The sequence below is a fragment of the Rhodoplanes sp. SY1 genome, from assembly GCF_046000175.1.
In the GTDB taxonomy this organism is placed as follows: Bacteria; Pseudomonadota; Alphaproteobacteria; order Rhizobiales; family Xanthobacteraceae; genus Rhodoplanes.
Genome location: NZ_JBEOMB010000023.1, coordinates 26,540 through 51,580, shown reverse-complemented (window position 1 = coordinate 51,580; position 25,041 = coordinate 26,540). Strand labels below are relative to the sequence as shown.

Genomic DNA, 25,041 nt, shown 5'->3' with positions numbered 1-25,041 from the left:
GCTCAGCCGAGATAGAGGATCCCGGGCAGCCAGGTCGCGAGGCCGGGCACGAGCCACAGGCCGACGAGCGCGAGGAGCTGGATCAGCACGAACGGGATCGCGCCGACATAGATGTGGGCCGTGGTGATCTCCTTCGGCGCGACGCCGCGCAAGAAGAACAAGGTGGGGCCGAGCGGCGGGTGGATGTAGGAGGTCTGCAGGTTCAGCGCGATCATCACGGCGAGCCACACCGGGTCGACGCCGGGCAGCTGCAGCAGCGCCGGGGCGACGATCGGCACGACGACGAAGATGATCTCGAAGGCGTCCATCACGAAGCCGAGCAGGAAGATCGCCAGCATCACGGTGAGCAGCGCTCCGGCCGTACCGCCCGGCAGGTCGGCGAGCGCGCGGTGGACGAGATCGTCGCCGCCGAGCCCGCGGAAGACCAGGCTGAACAGCGTCGCGCCGATCAGGATGAGAAAGATCATGCTGGTCACCTCGGCCGTGCGGGCCAGCACCGGCACGAGATAGTTTTCACGATGGACCCGCAGCACGGGCTGCAGCAGCAAGGCTGCCGCGACGACGAGCAGCGCAGCCGGCACGAGAGCCACGGGGTCGCCGGCGAGTAGGCCGCGCGGATCGAAGCCGCGCTCCGAGACGAACCGCAACGCGGCAATCACGACCGCGATCAGGACGAGCCACGGCACCCAGGCGCGCGGATCGGGCCGCGCCGCGAGCAGCATCGCCCCGAAAGCACCGACCGCGGCCGCCTCGGTCGGCGTCGCGAGACCGCCGAGGATCGAGCCCAGCACGGCGACGATCAGCAGGATCGGCGCGACCAGGACGGCGAGCGTCCGGCGCGCCAGCGCGAGGCCGCGCGGCGCATCGGGATCGGGCGGGATGGCCGGCGAGGATTTCGGCGCGACGATCGCGACGCCGATCAGGAAGACGAGATAGAGCGCGACGAGCCCGAAGGCGGGCACGATGGCGCCGGCGAACAGATCCGCGACCGTGACGGACTGCGGCGCGAAGTTGCCCTGCGCGAGCTGGGCCGCCTGATAGGCGTTGCTCATCTGGTCGCCGAGCAGCACCAGCACGGTCGCGGGCGGGAAGATCTGGGCGAGCGTCGCGGTCGCCGCCACGGTGCCGGCGGCGAGGCGCTTGTCGTAGCCGTGCCGCAGCATGGTCGGCAGCACGATCAGGCCCATCGTGACCGTGGTGGCGCCGACGATGCCCTTGGCGGCGGCGAGCAGCACGCCGACGATCACGACCGCGACGGCGAGCCCGCCGCGCAGCGCGCCGAACAGGCGGCCCATCGCCTCCAGGAGATCCTCGGCGACGCGCGAACGCTCCAGCATCACGCCCATGAAGACGAACAGCGGGATGGCCAGCAGCACTTCGTTGGTCATCACGCCAAAAATGCGCTGGGGCAGGGCGCCGAGCAGGCTCGGCGCCATCACGCCCAGGACGTCGCCGATGGCGACGAAGATCAACGCGACGCCGGCGAGTGTCAGCGCCACCGGGAAGCCGATCATCAGCAACGCGACGGCGGTGACGACCATGGCGATCGCGACGAGGCTCTGGAGGTCCATGGTCACGCGTCCACCGCCGCGTCGGTGTCGCCGCGCAGCACCGCGAGCGCGCGGCAGAGCTGGGCGACGCCCTGACAGAACATCAGCACGGCGAAGAGCGGGATCAGCGTCTTGAGCAGAAACACCAGCGGCAGGCCGCTCGCCTCGCGCGAGCGTTCCATCAACGCCCAGGAGCGCGCCGCATAGGGCACCGACAGCCACAGCAGCACGATCGCGAACGGCACCAGGAAGACGAGCGTGCCGAGCGCGTCGACCCAGGCACGGCGCCGCGGCGCCATCGTCGCGTAGAAGATGTCGACCCGCACATGGCCGCCACGCGCCAGCGTGAAGGCGGCGGCCAGCAGGAACAGTCCGGCGTGGGCGTAGACGGCCGTCTCCTGCAGCCACAGCGAGCCGAGGCCGAGGGCGTAGCGCAGCAGCACAACGGCGAGCTGGACGAGCACGACGACGAGCGCGCCCCAGGCGGCGAGCCGGAACACGCCGCCGGTGACTCGGTCGATCACGTCGGCGACCGCGATCAGGCGGCCGCCCGCCGGCGCGCCGCGCGGCGCGGGCGGCGGAAACAGAACGGGTGAAACGAAACCGGGACCGGACATGGCGCCTTATACGCCGGTCCGGCCCCGGGACAGAAGGCCGCGCCGCGTGGCGCGGCCGTGCGTCGCGTCAGAGCAGCCCGCAGCCGCAGCCGAGCGTCCAGCTGCGGCCGTCGTCGCCGACCACGGTCGGCATCGCGTCGGCGATCATGGCGGCGGCGAGCGCGCGGCCGTCGTCGGGTCCCGACCCGAGCCCCGCGTGGCGCGGCCCGAAGTCCGCCGAAGCCTGCCGGCCATAGCCCGCATAGTGCTTGATCGGCAGCCAGTCGGGGGCGACCGCGAGCGCCGTCGGCGCGAGGCTCGCGAACGCGCCTTCGCCGTGGACGATCTTGCCACCCACCATGGTCATGGCCGCGCTCATCTGCGAGATGCGGTTCTCCGGCACCGCGAAGTAGTCCTCGTTGAGCACCGCGATATCGGCCCACTTGCCGACCGAGATCGTGCCCTTCTTGTCCTCCTCACGGGTGATCCAGGCGCCGTTCGCCGTGTAGGCCTTCAGCGCTTCCTCGCGGCTGAGCAGATTGCGGTCCGAGGCGTGGCGCAGCCCGCCGACCGTCTTGCCGGTGACCAGCCACTCGATGCCGACCCACGGATTGTGGCTCGCGGCGCGGTTGCCGTCGGTGCCGAGGGCGTAGGGGATGCCCATCTCGCGGATGCGGGCGAAGGCCGGCGCGTCGGCGGCCGCGTCCATGCCCCACTTCTCGACATAGGCCTCGCCGTCGAGCGACATGCGGTTCTGGATGCCGAGGCTGCCGCCGAGCGCCTGCAGCCGCTCGAGCGAGCGCGCCGAGATGCCCTCGCAATGCTCGAGGCCCCAGCGCAGCTTGTCGACCGGCACCTCCTTGTGGACCTTCTCGACCACGCCGAGGATGCGGCTCGCCGTGAAGTCGAACGAGGCGTGCATGCGGAACGGCCAGCCGTTCTGCGCCACGAAGGTGAGAACCTCGGCGAGCTTCTCCTCCATGATCGGCGGCTGGCGGATCGGATCCTTGGCGAAGTTGGTGTTGTCGCCGGCCGCCCACACCGTGTACTCGCCGGCGCCGGAGAGCCGGAAGTAGTCGTCGCCCTCGTAGAGCTTGGCGGTGGCGAGCCAGCCCTTGTAATCCTCGATCTCACGACCGGGGCGCTGCGCCATCAGGGTGTAGCCGATGCGCACGGTGAGCGCCTTGTCGGCGGCGAGCTTGGCGATCGCCTGATAGTGCTCGGGATAGTTCTGGCCGCCGCCGCCGGCGTCGATGAGGCTGGTCATGCCGAGCCGGTTCAGCTCGCGCATCATGTGGCGGGTCGAGGTGACCTGATCCTCGGGCGACAGCTTCGGGATCTTGCCAAACACCGAGAGCAGGCTCACGAGGCTCGTCGTGGCGATGACGAGGCCGGTCGGCATGCCGCTGCCGTCGCGGGCGATGACGCCGCCGAACGGATCCGGCGTGTCGCGGTTCCAGCCGAGCGCCCGCAGGCCCGCCTTGTTGACGAAGCCGCGGTCGTAGAGATGCATCACGTAGCACGGCACGTCGCCGGTCGCCGCGTTGATCTCGGCGAGCGTCGGCAGCCGCTTCTCCTTGAACTGGTGCGGCGTCCAGCCGCCCATCACCTGCACCCAGTGCGGCGCCGGCGTGCGGGCCGCCTGCTCCTTCAGCATCTGCAGGGCGAGCGCGAGCGAGGGCACGCCGTCCCAGCGGACCTCCTGCGAGTAGGTGAGGCCGCCGCGGATGAAATGCGTGTGGGCGTCGTTGAGGCCCGGGATGACGGTCCGGCCGCCGGCGTCGACGATCTTGGTCGCGGGGCCGCGGAACGTCTCGAGGTCACGCCGCGCCCCGACGCCGACGATCTTGTCGCCCGCCACTGCGATCGCTTCCGCACGCGGCGTCTTGGGATCGAGCGTCACCACCTTGGCGTTCTCGATGATGATGTCGGCCTTGCCGCCCTGCGCGCCGCTCTGCGCGACCGCGGCGGTCGGTTCGATCACCTTGGCGGCCGCATAGAGGCCGCCCATCGCGGCCGCGCCGCCCAAGAAATGGCGTCGCGACAACGAGGCCGCCGAGAAGCCGAACGGTTTTGTAGCGCAGAACAGGCACATGTTTCCTCTCCGGGTCGTCTTCGTTGCACGGACGCGAAAGCGGGGCGCGTCCGAATACGTTTGTTGGCGCGGAGAGTGCGTGAGCGCGGCGGCGCGGTCAACAGCGAGAATGCCGCGACGTGACAGATCACGATCGCGGCGCGCACGACAGGTCTGGATCGTGAAATAACGAAAGGCCCGCCGCGCGGAGCGCGACGGGCCGGAAAGAGACACGTAGGGAATGCGCGTGAAGCGCCGCTCAGCCGGCGGTCTTCAGCACGTGGTCGGCGATCTCGGCGCGGGTCGCGACATGGACGTCGTCGCGCTCCATCACGGTCTTGACGATCGCCTCGTAGGCCCAGGCGCCCGACGGGCGGCCGAAGACGTGACAATGTGCCGTCACGTCGATCACCAACGCCTGATCCTCGCTCGCCAGCACGTTCGCGAGCAGGTCGTCGAACATTGTAACAAAATCGCGCGGCGAGCGGCCGAATCGCATGGCGTGCGGGAGATCGTTGATCTCCATGGTGAGCGGGATCGCGACGATGCGGCCGTTTTCGCAGGTTTGAATATAAGGCCGCTCGTCGTCGAACACGTCGCCCTGCCACAGATAGCCGGCCTCGATCAGCAGGCGCGAGCCGTCGCGCGAGGGCGTGCCGCGCGGGCTGATCCAGCCGACCGGACGCTTGCCGGAGACGCTCTCGATCGCCTGCGTGGTCTTGTCGATGTCGGCCTTCGCCTGCTCGAGCGTCAGGGTCGCCGGGATCACGTCCTGGGCCCAGGCATGGGCGACGATCTCGTGGCCCTCCTCCACCATGCGCTTCAGCACGGCGGGGGTGCGCTCGGCGAGCACGCCGGACGTCATCACGCTGGCGCGGGCCTTGTGGCGCCCGAGGTTACGCAGCAACCGATCGATGCCGCGGGCGACGCCGTAGTGGCCCCAGGAGAGCGCGTTGGTGTCGAAGGCGCCGGCCGGCAGCGGGTTTCCCATCGGGCCGACGCCGGGCGCCTTGCCGTCCGACCACGCCTCGTAGGCGAGGTTGAGGATCACGGCGACGTGCCGGCCGCCAGGCCAGCGGAAGCCGGTGTCGAGACGGGTGACGCGCGTGTCGCGCGCGACGAAGTCGAGCTCGGCGGACATGGGATCTCTTCGATGGCGGGAACGGGGGGCGGAACCAGATCGGGTGGCCGAACTATAATGTGGCCCCGGCGCCCGTCCACCCCGCCCGCTGCATTGCTTCCGCGCCGTCCGGCCGCGCCGGTTCGCCTTCCGAAACGCGACGGACCGCGATCAGTCCCGCACCAGCGCGTGCACGGCGAACCACTTCTGCGGGTCCGTCCAGGTCGTCGCGACCCGCCAGCCGGCGCCGGAGGCCAGCGTGCGGAACAGATCGGGCGTGTACTTGTAGCTGTTCTCGGTGTGGATGGTCTCGCCGCGGCGGAAGTCGAAGCAGCGGCCGTCGACCCGGACGCGCTGGCGCGCCTTGCTGGCGAGATGCATCTCGATCCGGTGCTGCTCGCGGTTGTAGACGGCGCGATGCCAGAACGCCGAAAGATCGAAGTTGGCGCCGAGCTCGCGATTGATCCGGCGCAGCAGATTGAGATTGAACTCGGCCGTGACGCCGGCGGCGTCGTTGTAGGCGGCGACGAGGACGTCCGAGTCCTTCACCAGGTCGACGCCGAGGATCAGCCGCGCCCCCGGGCCGAGCAACGCGCCGGCGTGACGCAGGAAGGCGGTCGCCTCGTGCGGCTCGAAATTGCCGATGGTCGATCCCGGAAAGAAGCCGACCTTGGGGGCGGTCGCCACCTCGGCCGGGAGAGGAAACGATGCCGTGAAGTCGGCCACCACGGGCAGCACCTGCAGTCCGGGCATCTCGCGCGACAGCCGCGCCGCCTGACCGCGCAGGAACGCCTCGGAGATATCGACCGGCACGAAGGCGCGCACCGGAGCGGCGTCGAGCAGGATGCGCACCTTGGTCAAGGCGCCGGCGCCGAACTCGACCAGCACCGCATCCTGCGGGATGAAGGCGGCGATCTCGGCCGCCCGCGCGGTCAGGATGCTCGTCTCCGTGCGGGTCGGATAGTACTCGGGCGTCCTCGTGATCGCCTCGAACAGCTGAGAGCCGCGCTCGTCGTAGAAGTACTTCGGCGGAATGGTCTTCGGATCGGCCGAGAGGCCCGCGACGACGTCGGCCAGGAAGGCGCGGTGCGCCGTATCGTCGACGGGAAGCGTACGCGGCAGGCGAACATGGGCGGTCATCGGGGGTCCTCGATCGATCCGGGGCGCGGGCCGGTGACGCGCGCCGTTCAGGCCGGGAAGCTCGCCAGCCGCACGCCGGTGAACTGCCAGCGCGCCGACGGCGGGAAGAAGTTGCGATAGGTGGCGCGGGCGTGGCCCGGCGGCGTGGCGAGCGAGGAGCCGCGCAGCACCATCTGGTTCACCATGAACTTGCCGTTGTACTCGCCGAGCGCGCCGTCGGCGGCCCGATAGGCCGGATAGGGCGCGTAGGCGCTGCGGGTCCACTGCCAGACAACGCCGAACGCATCGGCGAGTTCGCCCGAGCGCGCCGCGACCTCCCACTCGAACTCGCTCGGCAGATGACGGCCGGACCAGCGCGCGAAGGCTTCGGCCTCGTAGTAGCTGACGTGACAGACGGGCGCGGCGGGATCGACCGGCACGAGGCCGCCGAGCGTCATCACCTGCCAGCGTCCGTCGTGCTCGCGCCAGTGGCCGGGCGCCCGCCAACCCTCGGCCTGCACGGCGGCGTACCCGTCGGAGAGCCACAGGGCGGCGTTGTCGTAGCCGCCGTCGCGCATGAAGGCGAGCCAGTCGTCATTGGTGACGAGCCCGCGCGCGATCGCGACGGGTCCGACCAGCACGCGATGGGCGGGGCTCTCGTTGTCATAGGCGAAGCCGCCACCCTGGTGGCCCACCGTATGGATCCCCTCCGGAATCATCAGCGTGCCGGGCGCGCGCGCGGCCGCGCGCCAGCGCCAGTCCGGATCGTAGGCGGGCAGGCACGGGTTCTCGGAGAAGGCGTGCAGGATGTCGGTGAGCAGAAGTTCCTGGTGCTGCTGCTCGTGGTTGAGGCCGATCTCCACGATGGTCGCGATCTCGGGCGTCAGCGCCGTCGCGTCGGCGAGCAGCGCGTCGATCGCCGCGTCGACATGGGCCCGGTAGGCCGTGACGGTCGCGACGTCGGGCCGCGTGATCATGCCGCGACGCGGCCGCGCGTGGCGCGGCCCGGCGGCGACGTAATACGAGTTGAACAGGAACGGAAAACGGTCGTCGAAACGCCGGTAGCCGGGCGCGTGCGGCTCCAGCAGGAACTGCTCGAAGAACCAGGTCGTGTGCGCGCGATGCCACTTGGTCGGGCTCGCGTCCGGCATCGACTGGATCACCTGGTCTTCGGCCGACAGGGGCGCCGCGAGCCGCTCGGTGTGCGACCGCACGGCCCGGACGGCGTCGCGCAGGTCGGACGGGCGCGCCCCGGCGGTCGCCGGCGCGTCACGGGTCGCCGCGTCGTCGGCCCCGACGCGGTCGGCGGGCCGGGGTCGGGTCGAGGCGCCGCGGCGCGGCGTGACGGCCGTCGTGCTCATTCTGGTGTCCGATCGCGGTGGGGCGGGTCGTGGCACAGTCGGGAGGCATGGCGAACCCGATACCGCCCGTTCACCGTGAACCCGCGCGGCGCGCAGGGGTTCCCGCCCGGCGCCAGCCCGACGCCGAGGTCTTCTCCATCTAGGCGCGAGGCGCGCCTCCGTCACCGCACGCTGCGATCACCGGCGGACACGAGACGGTGATCGGCGCGCGCGTTTCGGGGACACCGCCGGTTCCGGGCCGGGAGAGCATCGCGGCCGCCAGCCTCCATCCCGCGCCCCCTGGTCGCGCCGGGCCGCTTGTGCTCTATGACGGTGAACCGGCCGCCCCGCTGCGGCGGCCTCCTTCCTCCGGACCGTCCCGCCACGGTCCCGGCCAGACGAAATTCGCCCGATGCTCGACACCAAATCCCTGCCGCCCGGCCCCCCCGCGGCGGACGCCCACCTCCATCCCGAGACCCGCCTGGTGCACGGCGGCACCCTGCGATCGCAGTTCGGCGAGACGTCGGAGGCGTTGTTCCTCACCCAGGGCTTCGTCTACGACCGCGCCGAGACCTGCGAGGCGCGGTTCAAGAACGAGGACCCGGGCTACCAGTACACGCGCTACAGCAACCCGACGACGACAATGTTCGAGGACCGGCTGGCGGCGCTGGAGGGCGCGGAGGCGTGCCGCGCCGTCGCAACCGGCATGGCGGCCGTGAACGGCGCCATCATGGGGCTCGTGAGGGCCGGCGACCACGTGGTGGCGCCGCGCGCCATGTTCGGCTCGTGCCGGTGGATCATCGAGGAGATGCTGCCGCGCTTCGGTGTGACCTCGACACTGGTCGACGGCACCGATCTGGACCAGTGGCGGCGCGCGGCCGCGACGCCGAGCACCACCGTGTTCTTCCTCGAGACGCCGTGCAACCCGACGCTCGAAGTGCTCGACATCGCCGCGATCGCCGAGATCGCGCACGCGGTCGGGGCGCTGCTGATCGTCGACAACGTGTTCGCGACGCCGCTCTACCAGCGGCCGCTGGCCCTCGGCGCCGACGTCGTCGTCTATTCGGCGACCAAGCACATCGACGGCCAGGGCCGCTGCATGGGCGGCGCGATCCTCGCGTCGAAGGCGCTGATCGAGGAGCGCATCCAGCTCTATCTGCGGATGACCGGCCCGGCGATCTCGCCGTTCAACGCCTGGGTGCTGTTGAAGAGTCTCGAGCTGATGCCGGTGCGGCTCGCCCGCGAGACCGAGACGGCCGGCAGGCTCGCCGACGCGATGCTGTCGATTCCCGGCATCACCAAGGTGATCTATCCGGGCCGCGAGGACCATCCGCAGGCCGACGTGGTCGCCCGGCAGATGAGCGGCGCCTCCACCCTGATCGCCTTCGACGTGACGGGCGGCAAGGAAGGCGCCTTCCGGTTCCAGAACGCCCTGAAGCTCGTCTCGATCTCCAACAATCTCGGCGACGTGAAGAGCCTGATCACGCACCCGGCGACGACGACGCATTCGCGCTTCAAGCCGGAGGAGCGCGCCGCGCTCGGCATCGCCGACGGCACGCTGCGCCTCTCGGTCGGCCTCGAGCACATCGACGACCTGCTGGCCGATCTGAAGCAGGCGGCGACGGTGCTTTGAATGCACCGCGACAGCAACTCTCCGCCCTCATCCTGAGGAGCGGACCGCAGGTCCGCGTCTCGAAGGACGAGGGCGGCCGCTGAACCGGCCGCATGGTTCGAGACGCGCTCCTGCGGAGCGCTCCTCACCATGAGGGGCGAGGCGGAGCAAGTCCGCCCCGAGCCACCTGCCCTACCCCTACTCCACCAGACATCCGCGCAGGCCCGCCGTGACGGCTTCGCGGTCGAGCTTCTTGCCGATCAGCACGATGCGCGAGGCGCGCGGCTGCTTGCCCCACGGATCGGCGGAGCGGATTTCCATCAGGCGATGGACGCCCTGGATGACGTGACGCCGGGCGTCGCCCGCCATCGCGACGATGCCCTTGAGCCGGAACACGTCGTCGCCGTGCGCGGCCAGGAAATCCCGCAGCCACGCCTCGAGCTTGTCGCGATCGAACGACCCCGGATCGACGAACGACATCGTCTCCAGCCCGGGGTCGTGCTCGTGATGGTGATGATGGACGTCGAGGAACTGCTCGTCGGCGGCGAGCGTCTTCGAGAGGTCGAAGGCGCCGATGCCGAGAATCTTCTCCAGCTCGACCTTGGCGTAGCTCGACCGGATGATCTCGGCCGTCGCGTTGAGGCCGCGCATGCGGCTCTCGATCGTGGCGAGCTCAGGCTCGTCGACGAGATCGACCTTGTTGACGATCAGCCGGTCGGCCGCGACGATCTGATCGACGGCCTGGTTGTCGACGCCGTGCAGATCCGGGTCGTCGAGATGCCGGCCGATATGCATGGCATCGACCAGCGTGACGATGCCGTCGAGGCTGACCTGCTTCGCCACCTCGGCGTCGACGAAGAACGCCGCCGCGACCGGGGTCGGATCGGCGATGCCGGTCGTCTCGACCAGGATGTGATCGAACTTCTCGCGACGCGCCATCAGCTTCTGCAGCACCTCGATGAGGTCCTGGCGGACGCTCGCCGTGCAGCAGATGCAGCCGTTGGTCATCTCGTAGATCTCCTCCTCCGAGGTGAGGACGAGACCGGAGTCGATGTTCACCTCGCCGAACTCGTTCTCGATCACGGCGATGCGGTGGCCGTGCCGCTCGGTGAGGATGTAGTTCAGCAGCGTCGTCTTGCCGGCGCCGAGAAAGCCCGTGAGGATGGTGACGGGGACGGGCGTCTGATTGCTGGTGTCGGTCATTGTCTCACCCGGCAGGGCTGGAATTCTGTCGTTTCTGATTCAGACCCTCATCCTGAGGTGCTCGACCGCAGGTCGAGCCTCGAAGGATGCGGCCCCGGATCGGCGGGCCGTCGCCCTTCGAGGCCGCGCTTCGCGCGGCACCTCAGGGTGACGGAGAGAGACCGGTCACGCCGCCTGCGCGCCCTCGCGCTCGGCGAGCGCAGAGAGAATCTGCTCCGGCGTGATCGGATAGTGGCGGAAGCGCACGCCGATCGCGTCGTGGATGGCATTGGCGATGGCGGGGCCGATGGCGATGATCGGATCCTCGCCGACGCCCTTGGCGCCGAACGGCCCGCCGTCGGACGGCGCCGTCTCCAGGATGATGGTCCGGATCGGCGGCATGTCCATGGCGAGCGGCATCTTGTAGTCGACGAAGCTCGCATTGAGCGGCCGGCCGTCACGATGATCGACCACGAAGTCCTCGCTCAGCGTGTGGCCGATGCCCTGCTGGATGCCGCCCTCGATCTGGCCGGCCGCCGCGATCGGATGGATGATCTTGCCGATCTCGTGCACGGGCACGACCTGCAGCACGGTCACGTGGCCGGTCTCGGTGTCGACCTCGACCTCGACGAAATGCGCCGCGAACGAATACGACTTGGTCGGGTGATAGCTGCCCTCGCCGAGGAGCTGCGGCGCCGGGATGCCCTTCTCGGCCGCGATCGCGTCGCGCACCGTCATCGACAGTCCGGGCACGCCCTTCACAGTGATGACGCTGTCCTTGATCTCGAGATCCCCGGCCGCGACCTCCATCTTGTCGGCGGCGCGCGCCAGAACCTTCGCCTTCACCTGCGCGGCCGCCATCTGGCAGGCGCGACCGGCCATGAAGGTGGTGTGGCTGGCGAAGGCGCCGATGTCCCACGGCACCACGTCGGTGTCGCCGTGCACCACGGCGACGTCGTCGAACGTCACGCCGAGCTCCTCGGCCGTGATCTGGGCGAGCGCGGTGTGCGCGCCGGTGCCCAGCCCGGTGGTGCCGGTCATCAGCGTCACCGAGCCGTCCTCGTTCATGCGGACGACCGCGTTGCCCTGCTCCTTGATGCCCGGATAGGCGGAGGAGCCGTGCATCTCGCAGCCCATGCCCCAGCCGCGGCGCAGCCGGCTGGCCTTCGCCGAAGGCCGTGACGCGGACCGCGAGGCCCAGCCGGTCTCCTCCATGCCGCGGCGGATGCAGTCTTCCAGCCCATGGCCCGTGAGCGGATGATTGGAGGGCGCGACGTCGCCCTCGCGCACCGCGTTCTTCAGCTTCAGCTCCGCCGGATCCATCCCGAGCGTCTCGGCCGCCTCGTCCATCAGGATGTCGAGGGCGTAATAGGTCTGCACCACGCCGTAGCCCCTGAAGGCACCGGCGATCGGCGTGTTGGTGTAGACGCAGCGTCCTTCCAGCCGCACGTTCTCGCAGCGATAGAGCGAGGTCAGCGCCGCGGTGCCGACCGCCGTGACGCCCGGCCCGTGCGAGCCGTAGGCGCCGCTGTTGAACACCACCTTCGCTTCGCGCGCCGTGATGGTGCCGTCGCGCTTGAACCCTTGTCTGATCCATACGGTTCCAGGATGCCGCGTGCGGCCACCCAGAAACGTCTCCTTCCTCGAAAACTCCATGCGCACCGGGCGCCGCGTGCGTTGCGCCAGGAGCGCGCACAGGAACTCGTGCTGGAAAAGATCCTGCTTGGCGCCGAAGCCGCCGCCCATGTGATCGACCAGCACCCGCACCTTGTTGAGGGGCAGGCCCAGCACCTCGGCGAGCGTGCCGCGCACCATGAAGGGGCTCTGGGTCGACGTCCAGATGGTCAGCTTGCCGAGCGGATCCCACTGGCAGACGCAGACGTTCGGCTCCATGTAGGCCGGCGTCGGCCGGCCCATGCCGTACTCGCCCTCGACGATCACGTCGGCCTCGGCGAAGCCTTTTTCAACGTCGCCGCGCGTGACGACAAAGGGCGGCAGAACGAGATTTCCGCCGGGGCCGACGTCGTGGATCATCGGTGCGTCGGGCTTCAGCGCGTCCTCGACCGTGAACACGGCCGGCAGCGGCTCGTATGTGACCTCGATCAGCTCGCAGGCGAGCTCGGCGATCTCCTCGGAGGTCGCGGCGACCGCGGCGACGCCTTCCCCGTAGTAACGGACCTTGGTGTCGAGGATGTACTGGTCCTGCGTCACCGACGCGGAGCGCGGATGCGGCGAGCCGTAGTGCAGCACGCGCGGCACGTCGGCATGGGTGAGGATCGCTTTCACACCGGGCAGGGCCAGCGCCTTGCTGGTGTCGATCGACACGATGCGGGCATGCGCCACGGTGGCGCGCTTCATCTTGCCGTGCAGCTGGCCCGGCAGGACCACGTCGCCCGCATAGACGGCGCCGCCCGTCACCTTGCCGAGCGTGTCGGTGCGCTTGACGCTCTTGCCGATCACTGAAGTCATGGCCGCCCTGTTCCTCGCACCTCGTGTCCCGGGCGGAGCGCGTCACACCGTGACGCGCTCAGACCCGGGACCCAGTTCTCGCCCGTCCGCGCTCCTGGGCCCCTGGGTCCCGGCTCGGTGTCGCAGCGGACTGCTGGTCCGCTACGACACGTCCGGGACACGAGGCCCACGGACGTCACGTCCTCACAGCTTCCGGTCCGCCGCCGGCGGCAGGTACTTGTTGGTGAACACGTCGATCGCGAAGGGCTTGTTCTTGTACGCGTAGGTGACGCCGATCTGCTCCACCGACTTGGCGAGACGGGCCGGGTCGACGTCGCCGACGCCGTTCTGCTTCACCCACGGCGTGACCACGTGCTCGCGCAGCACCAGCTCGAGCCGCTCGCGCTCCGTCTTCTCGTCACCGGTCTCGTAGCGCTTCATCACCGCCTTCACGGCGGTCGCCGGATCCTTCACGGTGTCCTGCAGGCCCTTGATGGTGGCCCGGATGAAGCCCTTCACGGCCTCCGGATTGTTCTTGAGGAAGTCCGGATTGACGATGATGCCGTTGCCGTAGAGCGACAGGCCGTGGTCGGACATCACCAGCATCTGGATCTGGTCGGCCGGAATGCCCTTCTGCAGCAGGTTGAAGTGCATCGAGAACGTGAAGCCCGTGATGGCGTCGACCTTGCCGTCGGCGAGCATCGGCTCGCGCACCGGGAAGCCGATGTTCTCGATCTTCACCTTCGACTCGTCGATCGCATTGGCCTGGACGAAGGCCTTCCACTGCGCGAAGGCGCCGTCGGCCGCCGGCGCGCCGAGCACCTTGCCCTCGAGGTCTTTCGGCTTGGCGATTCCGGTCTTCTTCAGCGTCCCGATCGCGAAGGGCGGGCGATCGTACAGCATCATCACGACCTTGATGTCCTTCTCGGGATTCTGGTCGCGGAAGCGGACGACGGAGTTGAGGTCGAAGAACCCGAGCTGATGAGTGCCGACCGCGACGCGCGGAATGCCCGACACCGAGCCGGCGCCGGTGTCGATCGACACGTTGAGGCCCTCGGCCTTGTAGTAGCCCTTGTCGATGGCGACGAAATACGGCGCCGTCGGACCCTCGAACTTCCAGTCGAGGGCGAACTTGATGTCGGTGTCGGCCAAGGCGGGCACCGCCGCGACGGCGGCGAGCAGCGAGGCGACGGTTCCGGCAAGAACTGATCTGATCATGTCTGACGCTCCCGGGAATCCCGACGGGGATCCACTGCCGTCTTTGCAGGCAAACCACATGCCATTGTACGGGCCACGGTTCGCCTCGAATTCCGCGTTCCGGCGCCACGGCGTGCCGCGACCCGCGGCAGCGCCGTCGACGGCCTGCATGTTATTCAGGCGCCGTCCGGGCCGGCCGCGGCCATCTGCCGCGCCGTCACCTGGATGGCCTCGACGATCTTGGTGTAGCCGGTGCAGCGGCAGATGTTCCCGGCGAGGCCGAAGCGGATCTCCTCCTCGGTCGGGTTCGGGTTCTTGTCGAGCAGCGCCTTGGCCATCACGATGATGCCGGGCGTGCAGAAGCCGCATTGCGAGGCGCCGAGCGCCATGAAGTTCTCCTGCAGCGGGTGCAGGCGGTCGGGATCCGGGGCGATCCCCTCGATCGTCGTGACGCTGCGTCCGTCGGCCTCGACGGCCAGCACGAGACAGGAATTCACCGGCACGTCGTCGAGCAGCACCGTGCAGGCGCCGCAATCGCCGACGTCGCAGCCCTTCTTGGTGCCGGTGAGGCCGGCCTCGTTGCGCAGCACGTCGAGCAGCGTGCGCGACGGCGCGACGACGAGCTCGCGCGCTTCGCCGTTGATCGTGACGTTGATCGGAACGCTAGAGACGGTCGTGGTCGAGATGGTCATCACCGGGTCTCCCCGCAGGCCCGCGCCCACGCCGTCGCGACGGCGCGGCGCGTCAGCACCTCGACCATGGCGCGGCGATAGTCGGCGCTCGCCCGCACATTGCTGATCGGCCGCGAGTCCTCACGCGCCATGCGGCCCGCTGCGGCGATCGTCGTCTCGTCGGGAACGGCGCCCTCCAGCGCGGTCTCGGCGGCGCACGCCCGGATCGGCGTCGGCGCCACGGCACCGAGCACGATGCGCAGGTCGCGGCAGACGTCGCCGTCGCGGCGCAGCGACACCGCGACCCCGACGGTCGCCAGCTCCATGGCGCGGCGGCGGCCGTGCTTGATGTAGTCGGCACCGCTCGCGGCAGCCGGCGGCGGCAGCACGAGGGCGGTGACGATCTCGCTCGGACCGAGCGCGGTCTTGCCCGGACCGGTGAAGAACTCCTCGAGCGGCAGGCGGCGCGGCCCGCTCGGGCCCACCATCTCGATCGTCGCGCCGCAGGCGATCAGCGGCGGCAGCGTGTCGGCCGATGGCGAGGCGCGACAGACATTGCCGACGACGGTCGCCCGGTTCCTGATCTGGATCGAGCCGATTTCTTGCGCGGCCTGCGCTACAGCCGGATAGAGGCGCTGGACCGCGGGCGAGGTCTCGATGGCGCGTACCGTCACGAGCGCGCCGATGCGAAGCCCCTGCGTCGCGTCGCAGACGAGATCGCCGAGGCCCGGCACCTTCTTGATGTCGACGACGACGGCCGGCCGGCGAATGCTTTCCTTGATCTCCACGAGCAGATCGGTGCCGCCCGCCATCAGGTCGGCCGTGCGGCCGTGCTGCGACAGGAGCGCGATCGTCTCGTCGAGAGTCTTCGGTTGAAAAAAGGCGAAGGGATGCATGGGACGCCGCGCCGGACAAGGGAACGACGGGCGAGGATGTCTCCCCGCCCGCCGCATTGGACGATGACTCAGGCCGGAACCGTGGGACGCGGCTCGACCATCGCATAGGTGTCCTTCAGGCGGGCCAGCGCCTCTTCCTGGGTGCGCGGCGGCGGCGTCGTCGGGATACCGCAGATGCGAGCGATGTTGTTGCCCATGTAGTCCTCGAGGCCGTCCTCGTCGAGATTGATGCCGTGGGGCGGCGGCGAGCACAGCACCTCGAGCTCGCGCAGCCACATGCCGGGCTCGTTCGGCGGCGAGTCGGTGCCGAACACGATCTTGTGGCGGGGCAGCTCGCGGGCGAACTCGACGATGCGCGACTGGAAGCACCAGCCCGACTCGCAGACGACGTTCGGCGTGTCCATCGCCATCCAGAACGCCTCGAACGAGTAGTTGCCGCCGGTCTGGATGCCGAAGTGGCCGATGATGAAGTTCACCATCGGGAACTCGCGGATCACCGGATAGAACATGGTCGGGATCGTATAGGGGCCGTCACCCGTGTGGATCAGCACGACGACGCCCAGCTCGGCGCACTTCTTCATCGCCGGGCGCAGCCAGTCGAGCGCGCGGTCGGGCCGGTAGCCGTGCATGTTGGCGTGCAGCTTCAGCATCTTGAAGCCGTACTCCTTCACGTGGAACTCGAGCTCGGCGGCACCGTTCTCGGGGCCCCAGCGCGGGTTGAACGTGAAGTTGCCGATGAAGCGGTCCGGATACTTCTGGCACAGCTCCGCGATGTAGCTCATGTAGTCGCGGATGCCCTCGCGACCCATGCGATTGCCGTCGCGGTAGCCGGTGTTGCCGGGCGGCGGCTGGATGAAGCCCATGTCGATCCGGCGCGGCTTGCCGTTGATCATGTAGGGGCCGTCCATCATCTTCAGCAGGCGCTCGCCCGTGAAGGGCGTGCCGGTGTGGCGCCACGCCTCGTCGACCAGGTTGGTGGGATGCAGGTGGGTGTCGATGATCATCGGGCTCTCTCCGAAATGCGTCAGGCCGCTTCGCGCTGCTTGCAGGCGGCGAGATAGGCCTCGGCCTCCTCGCGGCTCTTCGGCGGGGCGGTCGGCTCGAGCCCGATCATCCGGGCGACGTTGTTGCCGAAGTAGTCCTCGAGCGTGTCCTCGTCGAGGTTGAGGCCCTGCGGCGGCTCGGTGCACAGCACCTCGAGATGGCGCAGCCACATGCCGGGCTCGTTCGGCGGCGTGTCGGTACCGAACAGGATCTTGTTCTTGGGCAGATCCTTGGAGAACTCGACGATGCGCGACTGCAGGCACCAGCCGGACTCGCAGAAGACGTTCGGGTTGTCCATGGCGAGCTGGAACGGCTCGAAGCAGTAGACGCCGCCGGTCTGCACACCGAAATGCGCCATGATGAAGTTCACGGTCTTGTACTTGTACATGATCGGCGTCCACTCGTTGGGGATCGAGTAGGGGCCGTCACCGGTGTGGAGCTTCACCAGCACGCCGAGCTCGGCGCACTTCTCCATCGCGGGCTGCAGCCAGTCCATGGCGCGGTCGGGACGATAGCAGTGCATGTTCGCCTGGAACTGCACCATCTTGAAACCGTGCTGCTTGACGTAGCGCTCGATCGCCTCGACGCCGTTCTTCACGCCGTAGCGCGGATTGTAGACGAAGCAGCCGATGAACCGGTCCGGATACTTGCGCACCAGCTCGAGCGTGTAGGCCATATACTCGTCGATGCCGTCGCGGCCGGCCTTCTCGAGCACGCCGTCGGTGTAGAGCGTGTTGCCCTGGGGCGGCTGGATGAACGCCTTGTCGACGCGGCGCGGCTTGCCGTTCACCCAGTAGGGGCCGTCCATCATCTTCAGCAGGCGCTCGCCCGTGAACGGCTCGCCGTCATGCCGCCAGGCGAGGTCGACGATGTTCGTCGGGTAGCAGCTGATATCGATGATCATCAGATCACTCCTTGCGGATCGCAGGGGTCGCAGGCGGGACGGGACGCGGGCCGTGTCGGGGCTGCGCCGCAGGCGGCCGTGCGGAGGCACGGCGGGTGCGGACGACTTGCACGACATTCACGTACGCGGAGATCACGCACGCGAAGATCACGAAACCGGGTGGACGGCACGGTGAGCGTCCGGTCGAGACGAGTTGCGACGAGATCGAAGTTCGGCAGCGCAAACAAGCAGCGCGAACTTCACGTGTCTGTCAGCAATCTCCGACCGAACCGGCACTCGCACGCGGGTGGCGCAAGTGTTATATTGTTCGGCTGACCGCTTCTACCGACGTTCGCGTTGCATAGACGAACGGTCCGGAGCGGTCAAGAACAGGCACAGTGCGGGACGACGGGGTCGCACGGGATTCGAAGCAGATGATGCCGCACGCCGGCGCCGCGCGGGTCGGAACAATGATGAACATCTCGTTACACGACACGGATCGTGTTGCGGGATGGGCCTCGCGCATCAGGATCGTGATGGTTCACCGCGGTGAAGCGCATCGACGTGAGAAGATCCGTCGCGCAGACCGTGACAATCATGTGTTGATCGGCCTCGGTGGTCTCCCGGATACCGAGAGATACGTGTTTCCTGTATTTCGACACTCGCAGATGCTGTCGTGTCTGCGGATTTTTTGTGCAGATGTGACGTGACCATGCGCTGCGGCAGATCCGCGACGCATGTGCGGTCGAAAGGACCGCGGGACGATCGGTGCCGAGGGCGAGCGCGGTCCGGATGCGGATCGCCCGAGCCGGTGTGGAGCAGACGCGGCCGGCGTAACGGCTGCTGCACTGCGAAACGAGACGGCGCGGACCGACGGACCAGCAGGGCAAGAAGCCGGACCCCTGCGACGGTGGTGCGCGACGTGACGGACCGCGAAGGCGCCGTCACCTCACGACATCGCCGCTCCGTGCCGCGGGCCGGAGTTGATCGGCGCGGCGCGCACCTTTTGTGTCAGGGAGCGGGTGCCGCAACGCGGCGTCCGACCGGTCGGGCCGGGTCGCCGAGACCCACCCCCGAGACCAAGACCGCACCGATGGAGCAGAACACGTGGAACATCTTCGTCCGAACTATCTGCGCGACGTCGCCTACATCTCCCGCGACTGGATCGAGCGGCACGGCCTGCATCCGGCCGTCGGCGTCGCCATCGAGGTCGCGGCCGAGATCGAACTGCCCGAGGATCGCTCGCCGAGCCAGATCGTCGAGGGGCCGACGCCCGAGGAGCAGGTGATCATCGAGCGCCTGGTGCGCGCCTATATCGCGAGCGGCGTGTTCCCGCCGTCCGACGAGAACACCTACGGCTTCGCGAACTGGGAGTTCACCATCGAGCAGTGAGGACGAGCCGCGGAATCCGCCGCGCCGTCGTCGGAAGCGAAGCAGACCCGAAGTGAAGCAGAACGCGGGATCGGGCGCGCCGGCAGAAGCCGGCGCACCCGCGATTGTTTCGGCGTGACCGTGATCACGGACGCTTTCGCGCGAGCGCGCCCGCGTGCGCGGTGCCGAGCGATCAGCCGGCGCGCCGGTACGACTCGTAGCGCGGCTCCCACATCTGTTCGCGCACCGCCTCCTCGGCCCGGGACGGGTCGAAGCCGGGCGCCAGCCCCTCCGCGTAGGCCTGCAGCGCGACCGCGACGCCGACCTTGGCCGACACCTCCCGCAGCGCGCTCACCGGCGGCAGCAGCGTGCCGTTCGGATCGCTGCGCGCCGGCGACATGTCGGCGAGCGCCCGCGCGGCGGCCAGGAACATCGTGTCGGTGACGCGGCGCGCCCGCGCCGTCACGATGCCGAGCCCCATGCCGGGGAAGATGTAGGAGTTGTTGACCTGGTCGATGTGGACGGCGCGGCCGTTCACCGGCACGGGCGCGAACGGGCTGCCGGTGCCGATCACGGCGCGGCCCTCGGTCCAGGCCATCACGTCGGCCGGCACGGCCTCGCTCTGCGAGGTCGGGTTGGAGAGCGGGAACACCACGGGCCGCGCGACGTGCTTGGCCATCTCGCGCACCACCGTCTCGCTGAACAGACCGGTCTGCCCGCTGGTGCCGATCAGCATGGTCGGCTTCACGTGGCGGACCACCTCCTCGAGGCTGATCGCCTCGCGGCTCTCCACGGTCCAACCCATGACGTGCTCGCGCGTGTGGGCGAACGGGACCTGATACGGCTGCAGCCGGTTGCTGCCCTCGAGCAGCAGGCCGCGGCTGCCGAGCAGATAGAAGCGCCGGCACGCCTCCTCCTCCGACAGGCCGTCCTGCACCATCGCCTTGACCAGCAGCGACGCGATGCCGGAGCCGGCGCCGCCGGAGCCCGCCATCACGATGCGCTGCTCCTTGAGGGTCTGGCCGGCGGCCCGCACGGCCGACAAGAGCGCGCCGCAGACCACCGCCGCGGTGCCCTGGATGTCGTCGTTGAACGTGCAAAGCCGGTCGCGATAGCGCTCGAGCAGGCGCGCCGCGTTGGGGCCGGCGAAGTCCTCGAACTGCAGCAGCACGTGCGGCCAGCGCTTCGCCACGGCGTCGACGAACGCCTCGATGAAATCGTCGTAGTCGGGGCCGCGCAGGCGCTCGTGCCGCCAGCCGATGTAGAGCGGATCCTCGCGCCGCGCCTGGTTGTCGGTGCCGACGTCGAGCATGATCGGCAGCGTGCGGGACGGATCGATGCCGCCCGCCGCCGTGTAGAGCGACAGCTTGCCGATCGGGATGCCCATGCCGCCGGCACCCTGGTCGCCGAGACCGAGGATGCGCTCGCCGTCCGTGACGACGATCACCTGGACGTTGTCGAAGCGGCGCTGGCCGAGGATCTTCCCGATCTGATCCTTGTAGGGCGGGCTGAGAAACAGGCCGCGCGGCCGCCGGAAGACCTGGCTGAACTTCTGACAGCCGAGCCCGACGGTCGGCGTGTAGACGATCGGCAGCATCTCCTCGAGATGCCGGGTCAGGAGCGCGTAATGCAGCGTCTCGTTGATGTCCTGCAGGCCGCGCAGGAAGACGTAGCGGGCGAGGTCGTCGGGCAGCTCGCGGAACGCCGTGATGCGCCGCTGGACCTGCTGGTCGAGGCTCGCGACATGCGGCGGCAACAGGCCGTGCAGCTCGAACACGTCGCGCTCGTGCTCGGTGAAGGCCGTCCCCTTGTTGAGGATCGGGTTCGTCAACAGCTCGTATCCGGATCGGTCGACCATGCGCATGATGCCTCCTGCCCGCTCGCGTCTCGCCTTCATGGGGGGTGCGTCACGGCCGACGCAGGCTTGCCCGACCGTGAGCCGGCGCGGCGAACCTCGCGACCGCGTCGCGATCGGACCGGCACCGAACAGCCGCCACGAATCCCGCATGGAGCCGCGGCGGCGCGCGTGTACGTCGCGCCGCCGCGGCGCCGTGTCAACTCTCCCGGTCTCGTCGCCGATATGAGTTTCGGGCAGAGGAACGCCTCGTCGGGCCGGCGATCATAGTCCTGATCAGGACCTTCGGATCCCCCGGCGGCGACGTGACACCGACGTGACGAGATCGCACAAGCGCCCGTGAACCGGGGCGATCCGCGACTCGCCCGGCGCGCCGAACGTACGCATGATCTCTGCGCCCGGGGCCAGGGAACGCGTCGGCGCGAGGACCGCGCGAAACGCCTGCATAGCGGCCATCACGTGTGCGGCGCCGGCGGCGATCCGCATCGACATCCGAAAATCCGTCCGGCCTCGCGGGCGTTTTGCCGGAATTCCGGACGTGATCAGCGCGGCGACATGATCAGCGCGCCTTCGAGATCACGTCGCGGGCCCAGTCGAGCGCGTGCCGGGGCAGGCTGGTGCGCTCGCCCTCGAAGTTCATCGGCCGAGTCGCGTCGAGCGCGAGCTTCGCCGACATGCCCTCGACCGACGACGGGTCGAGGCGATTGCAGAACACCTTCGGCACCATGAACATGTCGGTGTCGGCCTGGAACCGGGTGGCGAGCGCCCACATCACCTCGGTCTCGTCGAAGACGTCGATGTCGTCGTCCACGGCGACCGCGAATTTGATGTAGCTGTCGAGCCCCATCAGCAGCATCAAGGCCTGCCGGGCCTGGCCTTCCGCCGTCTTCTTGAACGACATGAAGGCGTGGAAATGCGTGCCGGACTTCGGATAGTTCAGCGCCTTCAGGGTCGGCACCATCTCCTTGAGCCGATGGAACACGTGCGCCTCGCGGGTGCAGCGGCTGAGCAGCAGATGCTCGGCCGAGTAGCCCGGGATGATGTCGAGGAAGATCGGCTTCGCCCGTCGCGTGATCGCCTTGACCTGGAAGACGTTGCGGGTCGACCGATAGGTCGAGTAGCCGGTGTACTCGCCGTAGGGGCCCTCGTCCTCGTGGACGCCGGCGAGGATCTCGCCCTCGATCACGTACTCGGCGTTCGCCGGCACCTCGACGTCGATGGTCCTGCACTTCACCAGCTCGACCGGCTGCTTCATCAGCGCGCCGGCGACCGCGAACTCGTCGACCTCCATGGCCACCTTGGCGCCGGCCGCGATGTAGATGGCCGGATGGCATCCGATCACGACCGCGACCTCGAGGTTCTTGCCGCGCGCCTCGCAGCGCTGCAGATGATCCCAGATGTGGCCGCGCGAATGCAGGCTGACGCCGAACTTCTGGGGCCCCTTGAGCTGCATGCGCTGGAAGCTGAGATTGCGCACGCCGGTGTCGGGATCCTTGCAGACCAGGATGCCGGACCCGATGTAGCGCCCCGCGTCCGCCTGGAAGTGCCGCGAGATCGGCAGCGTGCCGGCATCCGCCTCGTTGCCGAGCGCGACCACGTCGTGCACGGGCGCCGGTCCCGACGTGACGACCGCCGGCACGAGGCCCGCCATCGCCTCGGTCCAGGCCTCGGCGAAGCCGGTCGGCGGCGCCCCGGCCATGCGGGCGATGCGGGCGCGATCGGCGAACAGGTTCGACACCACCGGCCCCGAAAACCCGTCCGGCTTCTCGATGATCACGACCGGAGCGCGCTTCTGCGCCTCGAGCTCCAGCACCAGCGCGGTCGGCAGGAAGTCGAGGTCGGTCGGGGTGCTGATCACGAGCTTCTCGCTGTCGGGAAGCGCGCTCAGGAAGTCGGCGAGGCTCTGCATCGTAAAATCCGCGGGTTAGGTCACCGGGGCGACTCTCTTACATGGAGACGGGCACGCTTGCACGCGCCGGCGCAACGGGCTCGTGAGCGCGGCGATGTCGCCGACGGGCGGATGCAAACCGGATGTTAGGCAAATCGTTGGATCCTGGGAGCGGAGGAGGCGATCGGTGCCGGTCTCGGCACCGTCCGCAACCGTTCGACAAGGCGCAGGGAGGAAGACACTCGCATCCACCAGCCGACGGCTCTGCCCGCCAGAACGCATACCGGCCCGTCAGATGGCCCCGGATGCGCTTGCGTGGAACTTGCATAGCTATCGGAAAGACACCAGGAGACCCCCGATGCTGACTGCCATCATCGTGAACGACCGGGAGCCGCGCGCCGAGCTCGACTGCAGCGTGTGCGGCAAGAAGATCGGCCAGGGCTACACCCGCGATCTCGGAACCCGCATCATGTACGACTGCTTCCGCTGCTTCAGCATCGACGAGGTGGCGACCGAGGCCGTGATGGGCACGGGCCAGGCCAAGCGCGCCGCGCGGAGCTGAGCGAAGCCGAGCGTTCGGTTCGTCCGTTTTCGGACTCGCCGGGAACGGCCAAGTCGTCACGAGTGTCCTGCCCCGGACCCATCGCGAGCGCTGATAGGCGGCTCGACACAACCCTGACACAACCTGAGAGCGCAGGACCGTGGTAAAGTGATCCTCGCGCTGATGGGACGGTGCACATGGCCTACGCTTTCGATACGCTCGGTTACGCGACACGGCTGGCGGCCGCCGTGGCGATCCTGGCGGCCCTGCAGAAGCTCGGCTGAACGCACGTCGACCCCCCGGGGGTTGCCGGTTGCGGCCACCGCGGCATAGTGGCGCGTCGAAATCGATCGAAGGCCGCTCCCGTGTCGCCGCAGCCGCAAAAGCCCGCCGTCCTGTTCGTCTGCCTCGGCAACATCTGTCGCTCGCCGCTCGCGGAAGGCGCGTTCCGGGCCGAGGCGGACCGCCTCGGGCTCGACGTCGCGGTCGATTCGGCCGGCACCGGCGGCTGGCATGTCGGCGAGCCGCCCGACCGGCGCGCCCAGGCGGTGGCGCGACGCTACGGCGTCGACATCGGCCAGTGCCGCGCCCGCCAGGTCGGCCGCGACGATTTTTCCCGGTTCACCCACGTGGTGGCACTGGACGAGTCGGTGCTCGTCACGCTCCGGCGCATCCGCCCGCGCGACGCCACCGCCGAGATCCGGCTGCTGCTCGACTATGTGGACGGACGTGCCGGTGAAGGCGTCGCCGATCCGTATTACGGGGGCGACGACGGCTTCGAGATCACCTGGGCCGACGTGACGAGCGGCGCCGCGGCGCTCGCCCGGCGGATCGCCGGCGGATGAGCGCGCTCGCGTTCACCGGCGCGGCCCTGCTCGGTGGCCGCCTCGTCGTGGCGCATTCGCTCGGCGGCGGCGACCTCTCCGAGATCGTCCGCATCACGCTCGAGGACGGGCGCACCGCCATTGTCAAGAGCGGCCCGGCGCCGGCGACCGAGGCGGCCATGCTGCGCGCGATCGCCGCGACCGGCGCGCCGGCCCCGGCCGTGCTGGCGGCGAGCGACACTGCGCTGGTGATCGAGGTCCTGCCGGCCGGCGGCAGCGTCGATGCCGCGTGGGGCGACCTCGGCCGCATCCTCGCCCGCCTGCACGCCACGACCGGCGCGCACTACGGCTGGCCGGAGGACTATGCCTTCGGCCCGGTCGCCATCCTCAACGCCTTCGCCGACGACTGGCCGACGTTCTGGGGCGAGCGGCGGCTCCTGGTGAACGCGCCACACATCCGCGGCGCCCTCGCCCGCCGCATCGAGACGCTCGCCGCGGATCTGAGAAACCGTTTGCCGACGCGGCCGCCAGCGTCGCTGCTGCACGGCGATCTGTGGACCGGCAACGTGCTGGCCGACGGGGATCGCATCGCCGGGCTGATCGACCCGGCCTGCTACTACGGCCACGGCGAGGTCGACATCGCGATGCTGAGCCTGTTCGGCCGGCCGAGCCCCGCCTTCTTCGACGCCTACGGGCCGCTCGCACCCGGCCACGCCGAGCGGCTGGCGATCTACAGCCTGTGGCCGGCGCTCGTGCATCTGCGCCTGTTCGGCGCCGGCTATCGGTCGATGGTCGAGCGGTTCCTCGACGCCGTGGGGGCGTGAGCGGGC

General features: G+C 69.2%; 21 protein-coding genes. 5 read left to right on the top strand and 16 right to left on the bottom strand.

What is annotated here, in order from left to right:
- Positions 1–2 precede the first annotated feature (2 nt).
- The 6 genes from ABTU92_RS08130 to egtB form a co-directional block, all read right to left on the bottom strand.
- A complete protein-coding gene (locus ABTU92_RS08130; protein ID WP_408089430.1) occupies positions 3–1,571 on the bottom strand; it encodes a TRAP transporter large permease subunit in 1,569 nt (522 codons plus the stop codon).
- A 2-nt stretch (positions 1,572–1,573) separates the two neighbouring features.
- Entirely contained in the window at positions 1,574–2,167 is a 594-nt protein-coding gene (locus ABTU92_RS08125) for a TRAP transporter small permease subunit (RefSeq protein WP_408089428.1), read from the bottom strand.
- Positions 2,168–2,234: 67 nt separating this feature from the next.
- Positions 2,235–4,241, bottom strand: coding sequence for an amidohydrolase (locus ABTU92_RS08120; protein WP_408089426.1), 2,007 nt, complete (start codon positions 4,239–4,241; stop codon positions 2,235–2,237).
- Between the two features lie 238 nt (positions 4,242–4,479).
- Entirely contained in the window at positions 4,480–5,361 is an 882-nt protein-coding gene (locus ABTU92_RS08115) for a polysaccharide deacetylase family protein (protein ID WP_408089424.1), read from the bottom strand.
- Positions 5,362–5,511: 150 nt separating this feature from the next.
- A complete protein-coding gene (gene egtD, locus ABTU92_RS08110; protein ID WP_408089422.1) occupies positions 5,512–6,480 on the bottom strand; it encodes an L-histidine N(alpha)-methyltransferase in 969 nt (322 codons plus the stop codon).
- Positions 6,481–6,527: 47 nt separating this feature from the next.
- Positions 6,528–7,820, bottom strand: a complete 1,293-nt coding sequence (gene egtB / locus ABTU92_RS08105) for an ergothioneine biosynthesis protein EgtB (protein WP_408089420.1) — start codon at positions 7,818–7,820, stop codon at positions 6,528–6,530.
- Positions 7,821–8,211: 391 nt separating this feature from the next.
- Here egtB and metZ point away from each other — a divergent pair, with 391 nt between their 5' ends.
- Positions 8,212–9,432 (top strand): O-succinylhomoserine sulfhydrylase, encoded by a 1,221-nt coding sequence (gene metZ, locus ABTU92_RS08100; protein WP_408089418.1) that lies wholly within the window; start codon positions 8,212–8,214, stop codon positions 9,430–9,432.
- A 177-nt stretch (positions 9,433–9,609) separates the two neighbouring features.
- Here metZ and ABTU92_RS08095 read toward each other — a convergent pair whose 3' ends face one another.
- The 7 genes from ABTU92_RS08095 to ABTU92_RS08065 all read right to left on the bottom strand — a co-directional run bounded on the left by ABTU92_RS08095 (position 9,610) and on the right by ABTU92_RS08065 (position 17,753).
- On the bottom strand, positions 9,610–10,614 hold the full coding sequence (locus ABTU92_RS08095; protein ID WP_408089416.1) for a CobW family GTP-binding protein: 1,005 nt from the start codon (positions 10,612–10,614) through the stop codon (positions 9,610–9,612).
- Positions 10,615–10,779: 165 nt separating this feature from the next.
- Positions 10,780–13,062 (bottom strand): xanthine dehydrogenase family protein molybdopterin-binding subunit, encoded by a 2,283-nt coding sequence (locus ABTU92_RS08090; RefSeq protein ID WP_408089414.1) that lies wholly within the window; start codon positions 13,060–13,062, stop codon positions 10,780–10,782.
- 183 nt (positions 13,063–13,245) lie between these two features.
- Positions 13,246–14,259 carry an ABC transporter substrate-binding protein gene (locus ABTU92_RS08085; RefSeq protein WP_408089412.1) on the bottom strand — a complete coding sequence of 338 codons (1,014 nt, stop codon included), beginning with the start codon at positions 14,257–14,259 and terminating at the stop codon, positions 13,246–13,248.
- Between the two features lie 155 nt (positions 14,260–14,414).
- Positions 14,415–14,930, bottom strand: a complete 516-nt coding sequence (locus ABTU92_RS08080; RefSeq protein ID WP_408089410.1) for a (2Fe-2S)-binding protein — start codon at positions 14,928–14,930, stop codon at positions 14,415–14,417.
- Positions 14,930–15,805: an FAD binding domain-containing protein gene (locus tag ABTU92_RS08075; RefSeq protein WP_408089408.1), complete on the bottom strand. Its 876-nt coding sequence runs from the start codon at positions 15,803–15,805 to the stop codon at positions 14,930–14,932. Before ABTU92_RS08075 ends, ABTU92_RS08080 begins: the two co-directional genes overlap by 1 nt.
- 68 nt (positions 15,806–15,873) lie before the next feature.
- Positions 15,874–16,809, bottom strand: coding sequence for an amidohydrolase family protein (locus tag ABTU92_RS08070; protein ID WP_111358298.1), 936 nt, complete (start codon positions 16,807–16,809; stop codon positions 15,874–15,876).
- A 20-nt stretch (positions 16,810–16,829) separates the two neighbouring features.
- Complete coding sequence (locus ABTU92_RS08065) at positions 16,830–17,753, bottom strand: amidohydrolase family protein (RefSeq protein WP_111358297.1); 924 nt, start codon at positions 17,751–17,753, stop codon at positions 16,830–16,832.
- A gap of 1,086 nt (positions 17,754–18,839) precedes the next feature.
- On the opposite strand from ABTU92_RS08065, the gene ABTU92_RS08060 reads away from it, so the two are divergent.
- Positions 18,840–19,124, top strand: coding sequence for a hypothetical protein (locus ABTU92_RS08060; RefSeq protein WP_408089406.1), 285 nt, complete (start codon positions 18,840–18,842; stop codon positions 19,122–19,124).
- A 172-nt stretch (positions 19,125–19,296) separates the two neighbouring features.
- Here the strand turns inward: ABTU92_RS08060 and ABTU92_RS08055 are convergent, their stop codons facing one another.
- The 3 genes from ABTU92_RS08055 to ABTU92_RS08045 form a co-directional block, all read right to left on the bottom strand.
- Positions 19,297–20,967 (bottom strand): NAD-dependent malic enzyme, encoded by a 1,671-nt coding sequence (locus ABTU92_RS08055; RefSeq protein WP_408089404.1) that lies wholly within the window; start codon positions 20,965–20,967, stop codon positions 19,297–19,299.
- Between the two features lie 267 nt (positions 20,968–21,234).
- On the bottom strand, positions 21,235–21,450 hold the full coding sequence (locus ABTU92_RS08050; protein ID WP_408089402.1) for a hypothetical protein: 216 nt from the start codon (positions 21,448–21,450) through the stop codon (positions 21,235–21,237).
- Between the two features lie 67 nt (positions 21,451–21,517).
- Positions 21,518–22,867, bottom strand: a complete 1,350-nt coding sequence (locus ABTU92_RS08045) for a UbiD family decarboxylase (RefSeq protein WP_408089400.1) — start codon at positions 22,865–22,867, stop codon at positions 21,518–21,520.
- Positions 22,868–23,204: 337 nt separating this feature from the next.
- Between ABTU92_RS08045 and ABTU92_RS08040 the strand changes: the two genes are divergently transcribed.
- The 3 genes from ABTU92_RS08040 to ABTU92_RS08030 all read left to right on the top strand — a co-directional run bounded on the left by ABTU92_RS08040 (position 23,205) and on the right by ABTU92_RS08030 (position 25,035).
- Positions 23,205–23,408, top strand: a complete 204-nt coding sequence (locus tag ABTU92_RS08040) for a hypothetical protein (RefSeq protein WP_408089398.1) — start codon at positions 23,205–23,207, stop codon at positions 23,406–23,408.
- Between the two features lie 344 nt (positions 23,409–23,752).
- Positions 23,753–24,232 carry a low molecular weight protein-tyrosine-phosphatase gene (locus tag ABTU92_RS08035; protein WP_408089396.1) on the top strand — a complete coding sequence of 160 codons (480 nt, stop codon included), beginning with the start codon at positions 23,753–23,755 and terminating at the stop codon, positions 24,230–24,232.
- Complete coding sequence (locus ABTU92_RS08030) at positions 24,229–25,035, top strand: fructosamine kinase family protein (protein ID WP_408089394.1); 807 nt, start codon at positions 24,229–24,231, stop codon at positions 25,033–25,035. The genes ABTU92_RS08035 and ABTU92_RS08030 overlap by 4 nt, the downstream gene beginning before the upstream one ends.
- Positions 25,036–25,041: the final 6 nt, after the last annotated feature.